The sequence below is a fragment of the Flavobacteriaceae bacterium HL-DH10 genome, from assembly GCA_031826515.1.
GTDB lineage: Bacteria > Bacteroidota > Bacteroidia > Flavobacteriales > Flavobacteriaceae > Thalassobellus > Thalassobellus suaedae.
Genome location: CP134536.1, coordinates 165,430 through 184,010, shown reverse-complemented (window position 1 = coordinate 184,010; position 18,581 = coordinate 165,430). Strand labels below are relative to the sequence as shown.

Here is an 18,581-nt window from a genome sequence, read left to right as displayed (position 1 = left end):
AACTGCTGACTAAACCGCGTTAGGGATTGCAGTGGAAATCCTTTTTTTGTGTCACCCTGAGCGCAGTCGAAGGATAGAACACAAAAAAGATTGTAACGGAAAGCCCGACCCTTGTGGTAACGCCCAAAATAATCAACAAAAAGAATAGATATGCAAGATATACTAAAACAATACGAAACGGTTACTGAAGCGCATGTAACAAATTGGTTTAATGTTGGACAAATAGCTGATTTTCCAGAGAATAGTGGGGCATGTGTAAAGTACAAAACCAAACAAATAGCGGTATATAATTTTGCTAGAGAAGGCAAATGGTATGCGTGTCAAAATTTATGTCCGCATAAAATGGAAATGGTTTTATCGTTAGGAATGATTGGTGATAAAGATGGTGTTGCCAAAGTGGCGTGTCCTATGCATAAAAAGAACTTTTCGTTAGAAGATGGAAAGAATTTAGGTGGAGAAGATTTAAAAATTGCTGTGTATCCTGTTAAAATTGAAAGCGGAAATGTGTATATTGGCTTTTCAGATTAATACACAAAAATATGAAGCCGACACGATTTGAAACTGCTATAGCATTAATAGATAAAAAAATTCTGAAGACCCTAATACGTATGAGGTTTTTGGTATCGAGTATCCTAAAGAATTATTGTATGCGCAACGGATGTCAAGAAAACTATTACAGTTTAATCCGAATGCCTCTAAAGCCCTTCGAATAGCAGCACGCGCTCAACATATTTGTCGTTGGAAAATAGCTAGAAAAGACTATCCTATGGATAGGGTTGGCTATTTAAAATGGCGTGAAACCTTAAAAAAAATGCATGCTGAGATAACTGCCGAAATTCTAAATCAGGTTGGTTATGACAAAGAATTTATTGATAGAGTGTCGCTGTTAATCAATAAGAAATTAATTAAGAAAAATGAAGAAAGCCAAATGATAGAAGATGTTATTTGTTTGGTGTTTTTAGATTATTATTTTGAAGAATTTGCTGCAAAACATGAAGATGAAAAGGTGATTGATATTCTTCAAAAAACATGGGTTAAAATGTCTGATAAAGGACATGAAGAGGCTTTAAAACTTCCTTATTCAGACAAAAGTTTATCACTAATTAAACAAGCCATTTCTTAAATTTTATAAGTATGACAAAAGGCGGCAATTCATTAGATCAAAGTACCTTTGATAAGTTAAGCCGTTTGTATATTATTGCTTTAAGTACTATTGCCCTTTCTGTAATTTTAAGTCAAATACTTATACGAAATCACCTTAACGATCAGCAAAGCGATTCTACAGTAATTAATGTGGCTGGTAGGCAACGAATGCTGAGTCAGAAATTAACAAAAGATATTGTTGCACTTTCTACCGAGGAAAATTTAGAAGCACGTATCGTGCTTAAAAACAATATTAAGCAAACTTTAAACCTTTGGGAGTTATCTCATAATGCGCTTCAAAAAGGAGATGACAGTTTAGGTTTGCCTGGAAAAAATAGTACGATAGTTATTAATAAATTTAAAGTATTAAACCCAACCTTCGATACTATTAGTAAGGCTTCAAATGCTATTATAAAAAAGATTGAAAATGTTCCGCCATTACCTTTATCGTCATTTATAGGTGATATTAAAACCGTAAGAAGTCATGAAGGTGATTTTCTTTTAATGATGGACCAAATTGTAAATCAATATGATTTGGAAGCCGATGAAAAAGTAAGTTGGTTAAGGAAGTTAGAAATTTTACTTACTGCACTTACTTTATTAATATTACTAGGTGAATTTTTATTTATTTTTTGGCCTACAGCAAAAACAGTTAGATCAACTCTTGCAGAGCTATTAACAGCTGAAAAGCATGCTAAAAAAATGGCTATTGATGCGGATGAATTAAGCATTGCAAAAGAAAAGTCAATAAAAGAATTACGTGCTTTAAGTCAAGCTATGGATGAAACCTTGCTATTTGCAAGAACCAATCAAAATGGAGAGTTGGTACACATGGGAAAACGATTTTCACGTCTTTTTAAATATAGTAAGTTTAGTGGAAGTTTAAACTTCTCTCAAGTGCTTTCTATTCATGAAAAGGAGCAATTGATTATAGATGATATCGTTTCAAAATATAAAAAAACAGGTTGGCAAGGTGAAGTAAAGGGGACAACTAAAGACGATGTAGATGTTTGGTTAGAAATGTCTATTATTCCTTTTAATCCTACAGATGATAAGTCGGAATTATTAATTATAGCTTCCGATATAACCGTTCGAAAGGCAGCTCAAATTGAAATAGAGCGTCTTACAGAAAAGAGTTTTGAAGAGAAAATGAGTCAGCAAAAAATAATCTCAAGTAAGATTATTGAAAACCAAGAAAAGGAACAAAATCGCATTGCTAAAGATGTGCATGATGGTATTGGTCAGATGCTTACAGGTTTAAAATATAATCTTGAGAGTATAGACGCCAAGGATGTTGAAAAAGCCACTGTAAAAATAGAATATTTAAAAGAACTTACTACTAATATTATTAAAGGTGTAAGAACAGCGACTTTTAATTTAACACCTCCAGAATTATCAGATCATGGAATTGTTCCGGCAATAACAAAGCTTACCCAAGAATTATCGAAGCTAACAAATAAGGACATTGTATTTTTTAATAAAACAGATTTTAATGAACGTTTGGAGTCCTTAGTTGAAATTAATATTTATAGAATTACTCAAGAAGCTATCAATAATGCTATTAAATATGCCGATTCTACACATATTTTAGTATCCTTATCGCATAGTGAAAAGATGCTTAGTATTGTAATTGACGATAATGGTAAAGGCTTTGACCCAACAAAGGTTAAGAATATTAAAAACGGTGATGGTGGTATGGGAATGACCTTTATGCGAGAGCGTATTAAATATATAGATGGCCGACTTTTTCTTAATTCTGAAATAGATAAAGGTACGCGTGTTACTTTAAATATTCCTTTGGTTTAAACGTCTATTAAGTGTTTGTAGTCATGTCGAAATGAGGTGCGATTGAGTGATCACATTAAAAGAAACTTAGGCATAATTAACAAGAAGATTAAATGAGTAGAAAATTAATTAGTTCTGGTTCCTCTTTTGAAGAAAATATAGGGTATTCAAGAGCTGTTGTTCAAGATAATTGGGTGTTTGTTTCAGGAACTACGGGCTATAATTATGAAGATATGTCTATTAGTAATGATATTGTTTTACAAACAGAACAATGTTTAATTAATATAAAAAATACACTTGAAGAAGTAGGAGCAAACTTGTCAGATATCGTCAGGGTTACTTATATTTTGCCAAATGCTAATGAGTTTAAGGATTGCTGGCCAGTATTAAAAAAATACTTTGGAAAAATTAAACCAGCTGCGACTATGTTTGCAGCAGGACTTGCAGATGAAAAAATGAAAATTGAAATTCAAGTAACGGCATTGAAATCATCAAATACTTAGTATTATGTCTTTGCTGTAATAACGATGTTTTTTAGTCATGTAGAAATGAGGAACGATTGAGACATCACAAAACAAAGAAGCTAATCATGATTCATATGATGCGATGTCTTGCTATAATCGAAATGACTTGAAACACAAAACAAAGATGCTTTTTTGAGTGAAATTACGTAGTATTACTTAAAATCATTATTTTTGTACTTATAAATATATGTTATGGATATTATCAATGTAGTATTAGCTGATGACCATGTTTTAGTAAGAGATGGTATAAAGGCACTTTTAGAAGATCAATCTGGGATTGTTGTTATAGATGAGGCTTCAAATGGAAAAGAAGCGCTTGAGGTTATTAAAAATAATAAACCAGATGTTTTAATTGTTGATATCCGTATGCCAGAAATGAATGGGATTGAAGTGGTTACAGAAATGACTAAATTATATCCAGATGTAAGAACCTTGGTCCTTTCTATGCATGATTCCGAAGAATACGTAGTACAAGCTATTCAAGCAGGAGCCGATGGTTATTTGCTTAAAGGTGCCAGTAAAGAGGAGTTTATTAAAGCCTTAACTAAAGTAGCTTCTGGAGGTAAATATTTTACTGGCGATGTTACTGCCATCATCATGAATAACTTTGTAAATGGCAATACCAATACCGCAGTGGCACCTAAAAAAGAAGTTATTGACGCTCCCTTTAAATTAACCAAACGCGAAAAACAAATACTTAATTTAGTACTGCAATTAAAAAATAATAAAGATATAGCCGAAGAACTTCAAATAAGTAAGCGTACTGCTGAAGTACACCGTTTTAACTTAATGAAAAAACTAGAAGTTAAGAATATTATGGAGCTTTCTAATAAGGCTAAGGAGTACGGGTTGATTTAGGAAGGTTTTTAATTTGCGGTTCTTCTTATGTCTATTTTTTGATAAATTCTATTTATAGAATTTGCTTCATATCAAACTATTTTGTCCATGCCCATAAAATATTTATTATTTTCTGAAATGAATGTGAATTCTACTGGCTCATTATTATTTAAGTTGTCAGTTATTTTTATGTCTCCTGACTCATAAGTTCCATTTCTGAATAAATTTTCACCACTTGTCTTATCAACTACTTCAAACTGAAAGCTGCTAGGAGGGGTGAAACAAAGTTTGTTACAATCATTATTGCAACTTTGTAAAATGATAATCAATGCGATTAATAATAGGTTTATTTTTTTCATTTGATTCTTTTCTTTTAAGATACTTTAATCTATAAAAGGTTGCGTTTAAATTATTATCAACGGTCTCGGTAATGATTTCGTTGTGGAAAATCTGCAGTATTCTTACCGCCGTAGCCGAAAGTTAGTAAATAAGCGTTGAATTCCGATAAGGAATTCAACCGCAATGAATTATAGCCATTATTGGTTACAGTATTTTACACAACCTCTTTTTCAAAGGCTATGAAGTGAGTAGTACTTTCATTATGCAATGGAATTATTTTAACTTCACAATTATAGATTGTTCGGTCTTTTTTGTAGTTAACAATAATTTCTTTAAACGGCTTATTGTTGGCAATTTTTGCCCTTATTCTGCTTTTGGTTTCGAAAGATGTTTTTTCTCCTTGCAAAAATTTAGGTGTTTTGTTTATCGCAAATTTTCTTGAATACCCTGTCATAGAAGTAAAACCATCGTTTACCCAAATAATGTTTTGATGTTTGTCGGTAATAATTAGTGCTTCGTAGTTATTTTCAGAAAAAACCATATTAAGGTCGTTTTTCCAATTGAACTTTTTGGACAAAGAAAGTACTTGTTTCAATTCCATTTCTTTTTTTGCTTCAATTATTCTCTTTTGAAAACCTTCCATATAAATATCCCAACTTAATAATGGCATAGGCTTGGATTTTGGTGTTCCGATTTTATGTTTTATTTTTTCATATTCTTCGTTTGTAAGACTGGATAAATAGATGTCTAAGCACATCATATCAGCAAGGTTATTTTTCATAATAGTGTTTTCAATATTGTAGAAACGGTTACGTATAAGAATAGTGCGGTTTTGTGTCCGAGGATTTTCCGCAGGAAAATCAGAGTGACCAAAAGGGCACTAACCTTTGATTAAGCACTTAAATTTAGCATTATTTTTAGACTTTGTTGGCAAAACGTTTTTACTGGTTTCATTCTTTGTTAATCCAATCAATTACAAAATCCATTAGGTGCATTGGTACTGTATGTCCTCCGTCAAACTCCTTAAAGATTACATCATATCCGTGTTCAAGTAGTAGGTCACGACTATCTTCAGCATATTTTATGGGCACCGCTTCGTCTTTATTTCCATGGATAATTAGTGACCTCACAGTTTTTCCATCTTCAATGTCATCATTACCCAACCAGTCTTCCATTACAACCGAACCAAAAATAATCATACCATCAATTTTCTCAGGGTAATGGATTCCCGATAGATAGGTGATTATTCCACCCTGAGACATACCGGCAATGTATATTTTGCCGATTTTATATTTCTTCTTTAAATCACTAATTACCTGACCCATCATTTGCTCAGTCGTTAAACGCATAGCTGCTTTTTCAATTTTAGTTGCCGGTCTTTCGAGTAAGTTTAGTCGCGGAAGATCATACAGAAACCATTCATAACCCAGTGTTTTATCCCAGTGTATTACAGGATAGGGTGCTTCTGGTGATGCATATATAAACCCTGCATCAGTAAATGGTTTGCTCAGACTTAAGAAACTTTTTGCAGTAGCTCCATATCCATGAAGCCCAATAACAAGCGTATGAGCTTTTGTTGATTCATAAATATCTGGAAGGACTACTATAGTGGACGTATAAGCTTCTACTTTGTTCCACAGAACGGAAATGTTCTCAATTGAGTCATTTTGAGTCTGGGCAAAGTTGAATAATAATAAAAAGGATATTAGAATTTGTGTGGGTTTAGGTTTTAATTTTATCATAATATTCATTTATTACTTTCTTTAATGTTTGCCAGCGTTGATGTATAAGAATAGTTGCGTGTTTTAAGCACCTAATTTAGCAAATACAAACTGAATAGAAAATCCGTGAGGATTTTCGTAAGCAAGCTCGAACTAGTAATTAATTTTAGCATCCATGAAAAAGCAGAAAGTCCAGTATCTTTAAAGTTCACCAAAACAATTAAGATATGAAACCTGAACAAACTGCTCAACCAAAGTTATACATAGGAATTGACATACACAAGAGAAGCTGGAAAGTTCATTGTGCCACGGATCTATTTTCCGGAAAATCTTTTACCATGCCCCCCAGAACCAAAGGTTTTAGAGGTATATGTTCACACCCATTTTCCTAGCTATGAAGTCTCTATCGCTTACGAAGCGGGTTGTTGTGGTTATTATGCCCATCGTAGCTTTGAGGGTTTTGGTTGGAGCTCGTTAGTTGTCAATCCAGCAGACATTCACCGAAAAGGAAAAGAACGCTTCACAAAGACCGATAAGATTGATGCTCAACTGATAGCACGAGAACTCAAAGACGGAAGGTTGGAGAGCATCCATATTCCAGAAGTAGAGCGTGAGCAACTGCGAAGTCTTTTTAGAAGACGTAATGATTTGGTTAAGGATTTTAGGCGGGTAAAGAGTTATATAAAAATGCAGCTGCTCTATTTTGGAGTAAGGGTTCCCGAATCCTTTGATAATGACCATTGGAGTCATGACTTTAGAGCTTGGATAGACGCTATTATTTTCAGTCATCCGACAGCCCGCGAGACACTTGATAGTAGAATGCGCAGTTTTAGATTTATAGATAAAGAGCTAAGAGATGTTTCTTCAAAGCTACGGGCTTATTGCCGTAAGCATTACAAAAAGGACTATTATCTTTTACGGAGTATTCCAGGAATAGGAGGTATCGTCGCTTGTGGGATTATTTGTGAATTGGGAGATTTGCGCCGCTTTAACAATATAAAACATTTGGCTGGCTATGTTGGTCTGGCACCAGGGATACACCAAAGTGGCGATAACCAAAGGCATACAGGTATTACTATGCGCGCTCACCGCTTAATGCGGAGTTATTTTATAGAAGCCTCATGGCAAGCCATACGAACCGACCCTGTGATGCAAGCTTATTATCGTAAACACGTAGGAAAAAATGTTAAGAGCATCATTGTAAAGATAGCTCGTAAATTATTGAGTAGAACCTTAGCCGTTATAAAAACAGAAATACCATATACCATTGGAGTGATAGAATAATATAAACCAATAACAGAGCTCACAAAGAAGTAGCAAAACCTGTATCACAAAACACCGTAGGTGAACCAAATTATTAGGTATCACACATTTTTAGCAAGTGGACAGGTTTATTATAACTTATAATCATACAGATGCTGGTGACCATCATGTTTTAGAATGGATCACATATAGGATGCGGAGCAAGTTATTTAAATGCCATTGAAATGTTGATAATCCTATCGGAATTATCAACATTTCAACACCACAGAGTCATCATTATGAGATAATTAAAAAATAAATAATAACTTTGGAGAACTAGGCTAGTGCTTTTCATAGGATACGGTGTTAGGCAAAGTTTTTTATTCAATGCTCGTTTCTTTTGACTGTTTATTAATATTCCAATTTTTGATTTTTTCGCTTTCCCAAATTCTCCAATTATTACATAGAAAACGACCTTTTAAGATTGTGTCATTTTTGAAAAGCCCAAACTCTTTATTTAACCTAAATTCAAATTCTCCATAAATATCAGAAGCTATTGAATAGTTAAATTTAGAGATGTTTATTTTGTATCTTTCAATTGATAATGAGTCAAAATCATTCCCATTATATTCTTTTGCAGTTGATTTAGAATATAAGTTTATACTCTTGACTAAACAGTCCTTTAAGATTATGTTCAAAAATTTAAATTGACCTTTTAATTCTTTTAAATAACCTAAATCTCTTGTTTGTAATACAGTATTCCATTTTTTATTTGAGCTTTCACTTATTGTGTCTAAATCTTTTTTAATTGGAATTCCTGTTTCAAGTTGTATTTTAATTGTATTGGTTTTTTTGTCTTTGTCACAATTACAGATTGACAAAATGCTATCTGTTTTTAAAGAGTTTGAAACTTTTATAAAATCAAATGCAATTTTTTTAGTCAGAGAAGTGTCAATTTTAAAACTGTTCTGAAATTGTTCTTTTTTTGTAATTATTTTTTCTTTTATTCCAACATCTAATTCATTCGTCTTTTTCCGATTTTCTTTTTTTTGAACACAACTAAAAGTCAAAAACAGGATTATTAAAAATATTGGAAGTTTCTGTTTCATAATTTTGCCTAACACTTAAATAAACACACTAGTATGTTTATCTGTATTATTGATATAATCAAATATAGTTAAATACCTACATTTATAATGGTTTTTTCATTTTAAAATCAATATGGTATGTCAGAATTTTTATGTATTCTAATAAAAAACTTTTAATATTTCCATCATTTTATTAAATCCTCAAAATCTTTATTTCATAATTAACAATATTACATTTTTACGTAAAATACGTATTTTTATACTCCAAAATTAAGTATTTATACTTAATTTTGTCGCTATAATAATACTTAGTTATGATAAATATAGACGCAGTTAAAGCCACAAAATTAAATTTATTCAATTTTAAAGATGTTTCAATACGTACGTTTTGGATAACCTCTATTTCGTTTTTCATGTGTTTCTTCGCATGGTTTGGTATTGTACCCTTTATGCCAGATGTTGTTAGAGACTTGGGGTTAACCCCAGATCAAAAATGGAATTCCATTATTCTCGCAGTTTCAGGAACTGTATTTGCACGTTTACTTATTGGTAAATTATGCGATAAATATGGCCCGAGATTATGTTATACATGGTTGCTAATAATAGGTGCTATTCCTGTTATTTTGTGCGGATTGGTACAAACACCGCTTCAGTTTTTAATATGTAGATTATTTATAGGTTTTATTGGAGCCTCGTTTGTAATTACACAAGTGCATACGTCTTTAATGTTTGCACCAAATATTGTAGGTACTGCCAATGCAACATCTGCTGGATGGGGAAATCTTGGTGGTGGTGCTAATCGTTTAGGGATGCCTTTAATTGCTGCAGCAGTAGTGAGTTTTGGTATTGCAGATACCGAAGCTTGGAGATATTCTATGGTTATTGCAGGTGTTATTTGTTTTTTAATGGGCTTGGTTTATTTTTTCTTTACTCAAGATACTCCAAAAGGTAATTTTAATGAGTTAAAAGCTGCTGGAGAAATGGTAGCTACCAAAAAGGATCAAGTTGGTTTTTTAGAAGTTATTAAAGATTATAGAATCTGGATTTTATTTGTTGTCTATGCAGCTAGTTTTGGTATCGAACTTACCGTATATGGTACTATGGATGATTATCTTCAAAATACGTTTCAATTAGAACGATTAACAGCAGGGAACATCGTGTTATCATTCGCTTTAATGAATATTTTTGCGCGTACATTAGGTGGTTTTTTTGGTGATAAATTCGGGAAATTAAAAGGGTTACGAGGCCGTGTATTATTTTTATCATTCATTTTAACATTACAAGGTATCATGTTGGTTACTTTTTCGACTACCACAAGTATTATTGTAGGGGTTGTATTTTTAATTCTTTTTAGCTTATCGGTTCAAATGGCAGAAGGCGCAACATTTTCAGTCGTGCCATTTATAAACAAAAAGGCCATTGGGTCTGTTTCAGGAATTGTTGGAGCAGGTGGTAATGTAGGGGCTTTTTTAGCGGCTTTTTTATTAAAATCTAAATCGGCTTTAGCAGAAAAAGCAGCCATAGTAGCTAATGAAGGTTTAGGCGATCATGCTTTAAAAGTAGCACAGTCTGCAGCATCATCTTCAGCAGTGTCACAAGGCTATTTTATTATTGGTTTTGTTGTAATAGCCACAGGGTTTTTAGCTTTAGCAATTAAATTTTCTTCAGAAGATGAAGAGGTGCCTTCAGTTAGTGAATCTTTAACAGGAGACCTTCAACCTATAAAAGTAAAAAGTTAATTTTTGCTATTAAATTTTATCAATTTAATGATTTATGTTAGCTTTATTAGAGTATTGAGAATAGTAAGTATAGATACTTGTTTGGTATTATAATATTTTTTTAATTCGTGTAAAACGCAGGTGTAAATGTCTAAAAATGAAGTAAAAACAACATGCTCTTATTGTGGAGTTGGATGTGGTATTATTGTTAAAAAAGACCATAATAATAAGGTTTTAGTAGAAGGCGATAAAGACCATCCGGTAAACAAAGGCATGCTATGTTCTAAGGGAATGAATTTGCATTATGTTGTAAATGACACGTCTGATAGAATTTTATATCCAGAAATGCGATGGAGTCGTTCGCATCCGCGTGAGCGTGTAAGTTGGGACGATGCCTTAGACAGAGCTGCGAGCGTTTTTAAATCTATTATTAAAAAACATGGACCAGATAGTGTGGCATTTTATGTGTCTGGACAAAGTTTAACTGAAGAATATTATATTGCTAATAAACTTACAAAAGGGTTTATAGGAACCAATAATATAGATACCAATTCACGCTTGTGTATGAGTTCGGCAGTGGTTGGTTATAAAAAAACATTTGGGGAAGATAGTGTGCCTATCTCGTATGCAGATATAGAGTTGGCAGATTGTTTTTTAATTACTGGGGCTAACCCAGCTTGGTGTCATCCTATTCTTTTTAGACGCATCGAGCAGCATAAAGAAAAGAACCCTGATGTTAAAATTATAGTTGTAGATCCACGAAAAACGGATACAGCTAACTTTGCAGATATCCACCTTCAAATTCTTCCAGGAACCGATGTTATTCTTTATAATGCTATCGCACGTTGTTTATATAAGCGTGGTTTAATTGATGAAGCATTTATTAAAAAGCATACTGAAGGTTTTAGTGATTATAAAGAACAGATTTTTGGAACGTCCTTAAAAGAAGCATCAAAATTATGTGGCGTTTCTGAAAAAGAAATAAGAAAAGCAGCAGATACTATCGGACTTTCAAAGGGTTTTATTAGTATGTGGGCTATGGGACTTAACCAGAGTGTGGTGGGAACCGATAAAAATACAGCGCTTCTAAATTTGTCGTTAATTACGGGACAAGTTGGAAAACCAGGATCCGGACCTTTTTCATTAACTGGACAGCCTAATGCTATGGGTGGTCGCGAAGTAGGAGGAATGGCAAATTTATTAGCGGTTCATAAAGATTTGCAAAATGAAGAACATCGACGTGAAGTGGCTCAGTTTTGGGGTGTAGATAGTATTTCTCCAAAACCAGGTTTAACAGCTACCGAAATGTTTGAAGCACTTGAAAGCGGAAAACTTAAAGCCGTTTGGATTGCTTGTACTAATCCGTTAGTTAGCTTGCCAAATACACATCAAATTGAGCGTGCCATGAAAAACGCTAAGTTTGTGGTAGTTCAAGATATTTCGCATAAAGCAGATACTCTTGAGTATGCCGATTTAGTACTTCCTGCTGCCGGTTGGTTAGAGAAGGAAGGGACTATGACAAATTCTGAAAGACGTATTTCATACTTACCTAAAGAAATTAATGCACCAGGTGAAGCCAGACCAGATGTCGAGATATTTTGTGATTTTGCGCAACGTATGGGGTTTAGAGGTTTTAACTATAACAGTGCCGAAGAGATTTATGATGAGTATGCGTCTATGACAAAAGGGACAAAAATTGATGTGTCTTTTTTAAACTATTATAGATTAAAGCATGAAGGTACTTTTCAATGGCCAGTGCCCGAATATAGACATAGCGGAACTCCAAGATTATTTGAAGATAAAAAGTTTTATACGCCTTCGCAAAAAGCCATTTTTAATGTTGCAAAAACTATTAAGAATACATCGGTGCAACCAAATGGCGAGTATCCTTTAATTTTAACAACAGGTCGTGTGCGAGATCAATGGCACACTATGACTAAAACAGGAAAGGTTTCGCGTTTAAAAACACATTATCCAACACCAGTTTTAGAAATAAACCCTGTGGATGCTTATTTAAATAAGATAAAAGATGGCAATATTTCAGAAATTAAAAGTGCTAATGGTGTTGTTAGGGTACGTGCTAAAGTTACTGATGCTATAAAAAAAGGCGTCGTGTTTTTACCTATGCATTGGGGGAAACAATTGCAAAGTGATTTAAATAGAACGAATAATTTAACCAATACACATATAGATCCGCAGTCGAAAGAACCCGATTTTAAGTTCACGACAGTTTCGGTTTCAAAATATAAAAAGAAAGCAGAAAAAATAATTATTGCAGGTGCAGGTGCGGCAGCTTTTAGGTTTGTACAAAATTATAGAGAGTATAATGAAGTGGATGAAATTCATGTATTTTCTAAAGAGCCTAATTTGTTTTATAACCGAGTTTTATTACCAGAATATGTTACCGAGGAATTAACCTGGGAGCAGCTTCTTAAAATAAAGAAAGTAGAGTTAAATAAACTTAATATTACGGTACACCCTGAAACGCTTATTACTAAAATAGATAAAGAAAACAAAGTAGTAACCGCTAGTGATGGTGAAGCATACTCGTTTGATAAACTCATTCTAGCTACAGGTAGTCGAGCCTTTATTCCAAAGGATGTTCAAATAGATTTACCAGGTAGGTTTACGATGCGAAATAAAAGTGATGCTGATGCCTTTAAATCTTATTTAGATGCTACAGGATTACCTCCAGAAGAACAACATGTTGCTATTGTAGGTGGTGGTTTATTAGGATTAGAGTTGGCTGCTGCTATGAAGCATAAAAATGTAAAAATTACGATCATTCAGCGTGCATCACGATTAATGGAGCGTCAATTAGATAAGGTTTCTAGTAAATTGCTAGCTTTAGATGTACAAGAGCGTGGTATTCAAATTTATTTTGATAATGAAGTAAGCACCGTGTTTGATGATGATGATACAGGCGAATTAAACATTACACTTAAAAGTGGAAAATTAATTACGGCGAATGCAATTGTTTATGCCATTGGAACCATTCCTAATATCGAGATAGCAAGAGAGAATGGTATTGATTGTAGTCGTGGTGTTAAAGTAAATCAACATTTACAATCGTCACATCCAGATATTTTTGCTATCGGAGAAATAGCAGAATATAATAATCAATTATTCGGAATTACATCGGCAGCAGAACAGCAAGCTAATATTTTAGCAAATTTTATTGCTGGCGATATTAGTTGTTCGTATCACGGATCGGTGTTAATGAATATTTTAAAATTCAACGATCTTAACCTTTGTAGTATTGGAGAGATTAATGTGCCTGAAAATGATGATAGCTATGAGGAAGTTATTTTTACCGATATTAAAAAGCGTTACTATAAAAAATGTATTGTAAAAGATGATCTTTTAATTGGAGCCGTTTTAATGGGCGATAAAAACGAATTTGCCGAATTTAAAACGATGATTGAGAGTAAAATAGAAATGTCTGATAAACGAAATACCTTATTGCGAGGTGCTTCAAACGACGTACCTGTTTTAGGTAAATTAGTATGTTCTTGCAGTCAGGTAGGAGCTGGTAATATTGAAGAAACTATTAAAGATGGTTGCACCGATTTTACAGCGCTTTGTAATAAAACAGGAGCAGGTTTAGGTTGCGGAAGTTGTAAAACAGAAGTTCGAGAAATATTGAATAATACAAAAGTATTGGCATGATAAAAGAACCTTATAGATTACTAATAAATGGAGGTGTATTATCTCCTGGCGAGCTCAAATATATATGTGAAGCAGCAGAAAGTTTAGGTTTAGATGCCATATCTTTTGGTTCTCGACAGGATATTATATTTCCAGAAGATATTGATGAAACTAAGTTTAGTCAATTTGATAAAATTCAGTTTATTAAACCAAAAAGAGATGGTGTAGAAAATATAGCCTCATCTTATGTGTCGGCAGATATTTTACCAAGCACATCATGGCTTACCAGTGATAGATATTTATATATCATAGAACAATTTAAGCATAAACTTAAATTAAGATTAAATATTACCGATCCCAAACAGCGTTTAGTGCCTTTATTTACGGGACATATTAATTTTATAGCTTCAGAACATGAAGATTATTGGTATCTGTATATCCGACTTCCAGAATGGAAAAAAACAGAAATGTATCCGGCACTAATTTATAGTTGGGATATGGATAAAATAGAGCTTGCTATTGAGAATATTTTGCAAGAAGAACCTGAAACCATCGAAACTATTTTCGATTTAGTAAGTGATGCTATCGATACAAATAATAGAACAGTTGATAAACCTTTAGAAGTCCCGTTTTACCCATTTCCATATTATGAAGGCATGAACAGAATCGCTATGGATAAATATTGGTTGGGTCTCTATTGGAGAAACAACAGATACGATTTATCCTTTTTAAAAGCCATGTGCGAATTATGTGCAGAGAGTAAAATTGGTAAAATATCGATAACGCCTTGGAAATCATTTATAGTTAAAGGAATTCCAATAGACTCTAAAATACATTGGGAGAAGTTTTTAGGCAGATATGGTATAAATGTACGTCATTCTATGCTAGAACTAAATTGGCATTTACCCGTTAACGACAAAGACGCTTTAAGCTTAAAAAAATATTTGGTAACTAATTTTGACCAGAACGATATTAGTACCTATGGGTTAACCTTTGGTATTTCCAATTACGGAAGCGATACCTATAATTTCACATCGGTAGTTATTGAAAAAAATAAACAACCAGAAGCTTTGGGCGATTTTATTATTAGGGATACTTATAACCTCTTGTATGCTAAGAATTTCGATCCGAATACACGAGAGTATGTTATGCATGTGCAAGATGTAGATAAGGTCGAATTACCTGGGTTATTGATGGAGCTTAGTCAGTTATATTTTGAACAATTAGGAACTGAAAACACAGAAGAAAAAGTACTAGAAGTTAATAAGGATGCTATAGAAGAAGAGGTGTATCAATGTAAAGATTGTTTAACCATTTATAATGAAACTTACGGAGATATTACCCAAAATATAGAACCATTTACACCTTTTGAAAGCCTTTCGGAAACCTATGAATGTTCACTTTGCGAAGCCCCAAAAAGTAGTTTTGAAAAGAAGGTTTTGGTTAAACATTAAAAATAAAGGGAATAAAAATTATGATGATAAATTAACAAAACAAATTATTGTTAACCATCTGCATATTTTATAGGAAGTAATTTTAAATAACAAATTCATTTATTTTTTAGAAAGAACTAATTTATCCAATTTAAGACAAGCAAAATAACTCGTATAATTATTTCATTTGAGATTAATAAAAAATAGGTTTCTATATATAAAATAGGTTTGTGTTATTAGCTAATTTTAAGCTGTGGTTGAAATAGTGTTTTATAAAAACTAGGTATTATAAGCAGAATAATATTTTTATTGCTATATCTAAATTATCATTTTCTAAATGAAGCTTAACTATTTTATGTAGAGCTTCTAATTTTTCTTGATTATCTTTAATAGAAAGTACTTTAACCACTTCGGGTAAAATTTTGCTTTCTTCAATTTCTTGAGTTGTTGGAATGCCTTTATAGTTTCCTAGTCTGCCAATATTATTTCCTGATAAAACACTTGTTGAAAAAATATGCTTTGGTAGTTTATCAACGCCAATGCCTTTTGTAAAAATTGGTTTTGGTATTTCAAACAACGATTCTTCAGTAATTCGGGTATACCAATTTGCTCCTAATCGAGCTACTAAGTCTAATTTTTTTGTATCAATATTGTCATCAGCATCTAGATATTCATTATTTATATGAATTTGAACAACCTTACAAATAACTAGATTACCAGCGCCACCCTCATGTCCTAAATGAATAATGTTATCTACTACACATTCAAAAGAAATTGGAGATTCTTGTACTCTTGGCGGTTTAATTTTTTCTGAAGGAACTTCAGTTAATCCAGATTTTATAAATTCATTTACGCCTTCCTCGTATTCTGTACTTGATAATGAAACTTGCTCAACTATAGGAAAGTTTACAATATTAATGACTACTTCTTTTGTGTTTTCAACGTTTTCTAAAGTATGTTTTGTTGTATTATCTCTTACTCTGCGAGCTGGAGAAAAAATTAAAATAGGAGGATTTGCACTAAATACATTAAAAAAACTAAATGGACTCAAATTCACTATACCTTTATTATTTACAGTACTTGCCAAAGCTATAGGTCTTGGGGCTACAGCTGATAATAAAATGCTATGTAACTTCTTTGTAGAAAGTGTGTTTGGATCTATTGATATACTGTTTTTCATAATTTTGTGGGCAATATTTGAGATTATACTTCTCAGAAACCTATTGTTATATCATCTTTTTTACAATAACCTCTCCTAATTACAATGTAAAAATCTTCAATAATAATAATCTCATTCAAGTTTAACTTTTTTAAAAATACAAGTTTTTATTGTTGTTTAATGGTGTTTTTAGACAGTAAATTAATGCCGTCTTCAACTAGTTTTTTGTATTTTTTATTTGTTTTTAACGCTTTAAGTTTGTTTAGAACTTTATTAGAAAAATCATTCTTAAAAGTATTCACTAACTCGTAAATTTCAAGTAATAACAACCATTCTTCAGGATATTCAATAGATACCTCGTTAAATATTTTTTCAATTTTATTTAAGTCTAACGAATTCGATTCTCTAATTTTCCTAATCTCAGAATAAAAAGAATACAATTTTTTATCTTCTTTGGAGTAGGAAATTTTATGTGTTTTTTCTTTTGGAACTTTATAAAGATTCTCAAAAGATTCGTTTGAAGCTGGTCCTGAAAATGCAGAACTTATTTCCTTTCCAACAGCCATATCATAAATGCCCCATTCAGGTTTAAATAAAACGTCATCGTTGTAAGTTACGGTACAATTTTTAAAAGAAATTAATAAAATTTTACCTTGTAAATCTCTTTTCCCTGTTATAATTTGTCCAATAACTTTAATTCCGCCTTCAAAAATTAATTCGGTAGTAAGTCCTTCATAAATACCATAAACTTCCAAATCTTTTGGAGACATGTCTTCAATTGCTAAATTAATACCTTCTAACTTTCCAATAGGACTTCCAAATCCATCAGAATGATTATTAGTTCCGTGACCAATTAATTCTTTATCTCTTGAAGCTAATGCTGTTTTGCCAATTGTTTGAATATAAATGGGTTTATTTTGATGACTAATTACGTTCGAGAATTTTCCTGAAATTTGAATTCCAGTACTCAATTCTATAGTTCCAATATTTTGGGATTGAATTAATTTTTCAACACCTTCTAATCCGCCTTTTCTTAAAGCCATTGTATTAGCAAACTTTTCGAGCACATAACTTAAATGTGCAAAATTTGGTGTTACAAATAATTGTGGTTGGGGTTTTGTAATATCAAAATTAATTGTTGCTGCTTCTATGGAATACGGTAATTTTTTTATGTCTTTATTTAAGTAATTTTTACTTTCTCCAATTGAAGATAATAAGCCTGCTCCATAAATTTTTGGGTTTTCTAATGTGCCAATTAAACCATATTCTACAGTCCACCAATGTAGATTTCTAATTTGAGCCATTTCAGATAATTCTCCAATATTATTTTGAAGATCGTTAACTACTTTTGTCGCTTTTTCAATGTCTTCAGCAGGTGTTGTTGGATCTTCTTTTATAATAGATAAATGCCGTACGGCTTCATACATTTCATAATCTTTTTCAGAAGATATGGCTTTACTTCCAATTTCACCAAAGCGTCTTAAATATTCAGCATATTCAGAGTTTGCAATGATTGGTGCATGTCCAGCGGCTTCATGAATAATATCTGGTGCAGGCGTATATTCTATATGTTCTATGGTTCTAATATCTGAAGCAATAACCAATACGTTGTACGCCTGAAATTCCATAAAGGCATTGGGAGGAATAAATCCATCAACGGAAACAGCAGCCCAACCAATTTCTTTTAAGATTCGATTCATTCCTTCCATTTTAGGAATATAATCTGTTGAGATGCCTGCTTTTTCTAGTCCTTCTAAATAATAACTATGAGCTGCATTCTTTAAATAGTCTATGTTTAAACGCATTACATACCTCCATACAGCATGATTTTGTGCTGTATATTCTTCGTAAGGTTGTTTTACAATAAACTTCCGTAAATGATTTGGTAACCTCTTTGTTACACGGTTTAATTTTAATTTATGTTCAGATTTTTTACTCATTAAA

General features: G+C 32.5%; 14 protein-coding genes and 1 pseudogene. 9 read left to right on the top strand and 6 right to left on the bottom strand.

Annotated features, from left to right (window positions below; all coding sequences use genetic code 11):
- The first annotated feature begins 150 nt into the window (after window positions 1-150).
- The 5 genes and pseudogenes from nirD (at window position 151) to RHP49_00680 (ending at window position 4,310) form a co-directional block, all read left to right on the top strand.
- Window positions 151-528: a nitrite reductase small subunit NirD gene (gene nirD / locus RHP49_00700; protein ID WNH12792.1), complete on the top strand. Its 378-nt coding sequence runs from the start codon at window positions 151-153 to the stop codon at window positions 526-528.
- An 11-nt stretch (window positions 529-539) separates the two neighbouring features.
- Window positions 540-1,123 (top strand): annotated as a pseudogene (locus tag RHP49_00695) (DUF4202 domain-containing protein).
- 11 nt (window positions 1,124-1,134) lie between these two features.
- On the top strand, window positions 1,135-2,949 hold the full coding sequence (locus RHP49_00690) for a type IV pili methyl-accepting chemotaxis transducer N-terminal domain-containing protein (protein ID WNH12791.1): 1,815 nt from the start codon (window positions 1,135-1,137) through the stop codon (window positions 2,947-2,949).
- Between the two features lie 92 nt (window positions 2,950-3,041).
- Window positions 3,042-3,431, top strand: coding sequence for a RidA family protein (locus RHP49_00685; GenBank protein WNH12790.1), 390 nt, complete (start codon window positions 3,042-3,044; stop codon window positions 3,429-3,431).
- 213 nt (window positions 3,432-3,644) lie between these two features.
- On the top strand, window positions 3,645-4,310 hold the full coding sequence (locus RHP49_00680) for a response regulator transcription factor (protein ID WNH12789.1): 666 nt from the start codon (window positions 3,645-3,647) through the stop codon (window positions 4,308-4,310).
- A gap of 71 nt (window positions 4,311-4,381) precedes the next feature.
- Here the strand turns inward: RHP49_00680 and RHP49_00675 are convergent, their stop codons facing one another.
- The 3 genes from RHP49_00675 to RHP49_00665 form a co-directional block, all read right to left on the bottom strand.
- Complete coding sequence (locus RHP49_00675; protein ID WNH12788.1) at window positions 4,382-4,648, bottom strand: hypothetical protein; 267 nt, start codon at window positions 4,646-4,648, stop codon at window positions 4,382-4,384.
- A 194-nt stretch (window positions 4,649-4,842) separates the two neighbouring features.
- Window positions 4,843-5,409, bottom strand: a complete 567-nt coding sequence (locus RHP49_00670) for a PAS domain-containing protein (GenBank protein WNH12787.1) — start codon at window positions 5,407-5,409, stop codon at window positions 4,843-4,845.
- 169 nt (window positions 5,410-5,578) lie between these two features.
- The gene (locus RHP49_00665) at window positions 5,579-6,370 is read right to left on the bottom strand and encodes a hypothetical protein (GenBank protein ID WNH12786.1); all 792 of its coding nucleotides are present in this window, start codon (window positions 6,368-6,370) and stop codon (window positions 5,579-5,581) included.
- A 249-nt stretch (window positions 6,371-6,619) separates the two neighbouring features.
- Here RHP49_00665 and RHP49_00660 point away from each other — a divergent pair, with 249 nt between their 5' ends.
- Window positions 6,620-7,633 (top strand): IS110 family transposase, encoded by a 1,014-nt coding sequence (locus RHP49_00660; protein WNH12785.1) that lies wholly within the window; start codon window positions 6,620-6,622, stop codon window positions 7,631-7,633.
- Between the two features lie 338 nt (window positions 7,634-7,971).
- On the opposite strand, the gene RHP49_00655 is transcribed toward RHP49_00660, so the two are convergent.
- Complete coding sequence (locus RHP49_00655; protein ID WNH12784.1) at window positions 7,972-8,700, bottom strand: hypothetical protein; 729 nt, start codon at window positions 8,698-8,700, stop codon at window positions 7,972-7,974.
- A gap of 293 nt (window positions 8,701-8,993) precedes the next feature.
- Between RHP49_00655 and RHP49_00650 the strand changes: the two genes are divergently transcribed.
- The 3 genes from RHP49_00650 to RHP49_00640 all read left to right on the top strand — a co-directional run bounded on the left by RHP49_00650 (window position 8,994) and on the right by RHP49_00640 (window position 15,499).
- Window positions 8,994-10,418 (top strand): MFS transporter, encoded by a 1,425-nt coding sequence (locus RHP49_00650; GenBank protein WNH12783.1) that lies wholly within the window; start codon window positions 8,994-8,996, stop codon window positions 10,416-10,418.
- Window positions 10,419-10,544: 126 nt separating this feature from the next.
- Window positions 10,545-14,066 (top strand): molybdopterin-dependent oxidoreductase, encoded by a 3,522-nt coding sequence (locus RHP49_00645; protein WNH12782.1) that lies wholly within the window; start codon window positions 10,545-10,547, stop codon window positions 14,064-14,066.
- Window positions 14,063-15,499, top strand: coding sequence for a rubredoxin (locus tag RHP49_00640; GenBank protein ID WNH12781.1), 1,437 nt, complete (start codon window positions 14,063-14,065; stop codon window positions 15,497-15,499). The genes RHP49_00645 and RHP49_00640 overlap by 4 nt, the downstream gene beginning before the upstream one ends.
- 265 nt (window positions 15,500-15,764) lie before the next feature.
- On the opposite strand, the gene RHP49_00635 is transcribed toward RHP49_00640, so the two are convergent.
- Window positions 15,765-16,658, bottom strand: a complete 894-nt coding sequence (locus tag RHP49_00635) for a flavin reductase family protein (protein ID WNH12780.1) — start codon at window positions 16,656-16,658, stop codon at window positions 15,765-15,767.
- Window positions 16,659-16,804: 146 nt separating this feature from the next.
- Window positions 16,805-18,577 carry an aromatic amino acid hydroxylase gene (locus tag RHP49_00630; GenBank protein ID WNH12779.1) on the bottom strand — a complete coding sequence of 591 codons (1,773 nt, stop codon included), beginning with the start codon at window positions 18,575-18,577 and terminating at the stop codon, window positions 16,805-16,807.
- Window positions 18,578-18,581 lie beyond the last annotated feature (4 nt).

Coding starts and splice junctions, on each gene's coding strand:
- RHP49_00635 (WNH12780.1), bottom strand. CDS start 16,658: ATGAAAAACAGTATATCAATAGATCCAAACACACTTTCTACAAAGAAG.
- RHP49_00665 (WNH12786.1), bottom strand. CDS start 6,370: ATGATAAAATTAAAACCTAAACCCACACAAATTCTAATATCCTTTTTA.
- RHP49_00640 (WNH12781.1), top strand. CDS start 14,063: ATGATAAAAGAACCTTATAGATTACTAATAAATGGAGGTGTATTATCT.
- RHP49_00630 (WNH12779.1), bottom strand. CDS start 18,577: ATGAGTAAAAAATCTGAACATAAATTAAAATTAAACCGTGTAACAAAG.
- RHP49_00670 (WNH12787.1), bottom strand. CDS start 5,409: ATGAAAAATAACCTTGCTGATATGATGTGCTTAGACATCTATTTATCC.
- RHP49_00690 (WNH12791.1), top strand. CDS start 1,135: ATGACAAAAGGCGGCAATTCATTAGATCAAAGTACCTTTGATAAGTTA.
- nirD (WNH12792.1), top strand. CDS start 151: ATGCAAGATATACTAAAACAATACGAAACGGTTACTGAAGCGCATGTA.
- RHP49_00675 (WNH12788.1), bottom strand. CDS start 4,648: ATGAAAAAAATAAACCTATTATTAATCGCATTGATTATCATTTTACAA.
- RHP49_00685 (WNH12790.1), top strand. CDS start 3,042: ATGAGTAGAAAATTAATTAGTTCTGGTTCCTCTTTTGAAGAAAATATA.
- RHP49_00655 (WNH12784.1), bottom strand. CDS start 8,700: ATGAAACAGAAACTTCCAATATTTTTAATAATCCTGTTTTTGACTTTT.
- RHP49_00645 (WNH12782.1), top strand. CDS start 10,545: ATGTCTAAAAATGAAGTAAAAACAACATGCTCTTATTGTGGAGTTGGA.
- RHP49_00680 (WNH12789.1), top strand. CDS start 3,645: ATGGATATTATCAATGTAGTATTAGCTGATGACCATGTTTTAGTAAGA.
- RHP49_00650 (WNH12783.1), top strand. CDS start 8,994: ATGATAAATATAGACGCAGTTAAAGCCACAAAATTAAATTTATTCAAT.